This is a genomic window from Chamaesiphon polymorphus CCALA 037 (assembly GCF_003003845.1).
GTDB classification, from domain to species: domain Bacteria; phylum Cyanobacteriota; class Cyanobacteriia; order Cyanobacteriales; family Chamaesiphonaceae; genus Chamaesiphon; species Chamaesiphon polymorphus.
On record NZ_PVWO01000751.1, the window covers coordinates 1 to 2,015 of the forward strand.

The window sequence follows — 2,015 nt, forward strand, 5'->3', positions numbered from 1 at the left end:
CCTTTCCCCTTTCCCCTAAAGCCTAAAGCCTAAAGCCTAAAACCTAAAACCTACCCTAAAGCTACGATCGAGACTTTGCCTGCGATCGATTTAGCAATAGATACTAGAGCTTTTGCTGAGGCTGATTCTGGCTCGGCGATGACAATTGGAATGCCATTATCGCCGCTGGCGCGGACGGGGATTTCTAAGGGGATGCGACCGAGTAATGGTACTCCGACTTCGGCGGCAAATTTTTCACCACCATCGGAACCGAAGATATCATCCTGCCGATCGGGTAAATCTGGTGGAGTAAAATAACTCATATTTTCGACAACGCCCAGCACTGTAGTAAATTTCTCAAACATCCGCAAGCCTTTGCGCGCGTCGGCAAGGGCGACAGTTTGGGGCGTAGTTACAATTACGGCTCCAGCCATCGGGACGGCTTGAGCGAGGGTGAGTTGAGCGTCACCAGTACCGGGCGGTAAATCGACGATTAGATAGTCTAACTCGCCCCAAGCCACTTGATACAAAAATTGCCGGATAATGCCATTTAACATCGGCCCCCGCCAGATTACAGGCTGCTCGCGATCGATCAAAAAGGCCATCGATACCAGCTTTACCCCGTGGTTGAAAGCAGGTTCGAGAATGCCATCGCCAGAAGCTTCCAATCGGACATCGCTCAATCCAAACATTAACGGCGCATTGGGGCCATAAATATCGGCATCTACCAGCCCGACTTTAGCACCCAACTGAGCCAGGGCGACAGCAACATTAGCCGCTACCGTACTTTTGCCCACGCCACCTTTACCGCTGGAGATAGCGATGATATTCTTGACTCGATCGATGCCTACACGGTCGGGCAAGCCCTTTTGTTGGGGGATTTCAGCAGTTACCTCAACTTCGACATCTGTCACGCCTGGGAGCGTTTTAACCGCCTGTTTGCACTCATCGACGATAAATTCGCGCAACGGGCAAGCGGGTGTCGTTAATACCACCGTAAACTTCACCAACCCACTATCTACCTCGATATTCCGAATCATATTCAGTTCCACCAGACTCTTCTGTAGCTCTGGATCTTGAACTGGTTTGAGAACTTCTAGTACGGTACTTCGATCTAACATCAGTAATTATATTTTTTCGATTATGGATTTAGTCTATAGCCTAAATCACACGATCGGTATCTTAACGGTGAATAGTCCGCGCCTCAACGCTCGATCGTGAAACATATCAAAAACCGTAGGTTGGGTAGAGCGAAGCGAAACCCAACAATCCTGACAGCGTTTGAGGATCGATACGATCGATCGGGCATCTTCATAACGTGCCTGAATCATCTATTGTGTTCGATCTTGTTTGATATGATTACCGCACCTGCCTACGATCGAGATTGGTGCTGTTGGGTTTCGCTTTGCTCTACCCAACCTACGATTCGTCGGAATGCCAATCTAATTGGTAAATACCCTGACCAACGTGATGATGAAAACTAGAAAATTGCCAATCTTGTGGCGATCGAACTAACTTGTGTTTGACTGGATTGTAATGAATATAATCGAAGTGGTTGGTAAAATCTCGCTCGTCCTGAATCTGATGCTCCCAAAAGCGACGTTGCCAAATTGCTTGCTCGCGTTTATCAAATCTAGAAGCAGATATTTCACCACGATATTGTTGTTGACAACGGCGAGTGAAATAACCTTTTATCAGTCGCCACCGTGTCGAAAAATCATTGTCCGTGGCTGGTAACGTCCAAATACAGTGAATATGTTCGGGGAGAATCGCGATCGCGTCAATTATAAACGGATGCGAACTCTTGACATACCGAAAAGCGTCGCGCAGCAAATCGATATTTTCAGGTTCGCATAAAAATGGTCGGCGATCGTGAGTAACAACAGTAAAAAAGTAAGTTCCCCCCGCAACCTTAGACCCTGTTTTTCACCTCCTGATTTTACACTGGGTACTTTCTTTCTCACGGTTCGCTCATTTTGGAGAGAGGTAGTCAAATTGGGTTAAAGTTTGACAATGAGCAAGCCTGTAACCTTAAC

General features: G+C 47.2%; 2 protein-coding genes and 1 pseudogene. All 3 read right to left on the reverse strand.

Features of this window, described 5'->3' with window-relative positions:
• Window positions 1-50: 50 nt before the first annotated feature.
• Complete coding sequence (locus C7B77_RS28960; RefSeq protein ID WP_106313226.1) at window positions 51-1,100, reverse strand: Mrp/NBP35 family ATP-binding protein; 1,050 nt, start codon at window positions 1,098-1,100, stop codon at window positions 51-53.
• 45 nt (window positions 1,101-1,145) lie between these two features.
• Window positions 1,146-1,310, reverse strand: coding sequence for a hypothetical protein (locus C7B77_RS30585; RefSeq protein WP_181244078.1), 165 nt, complete (start codon window positions 1,308-1,310; stop codon window positions 1,146-1,148).
• An 88-nt stretch (window positions 1,311-1,398) separates the two neighbouring features.
• Window positions 1,399-1,896, reverse strand: a pseudogene (locus C7B77_RS28965) (REP-associated tyrosine transposase); the annotation flags it as partial.
• Window positions 1,897-2,015: the final 119 nt, after the last annotated feature.

Excerpts from the sequence above, each read along its gene's own strand:
- C7B77_RS28960 (WP_106313226.1), bottom strand. The coding sequence starts at position 1,100 with ATGTTAGATCGAAGTACCGTACTAGAAGTTCTCAAACCAGTTCAAGAT.
- C7B77_RS30585 (WP_181244078.1), bottom strand. The coding sequence starts at position 1,310 with ATGATTCAGGCACGTTATGAAGATGCCCGATCGATCGTATCGATCCTC.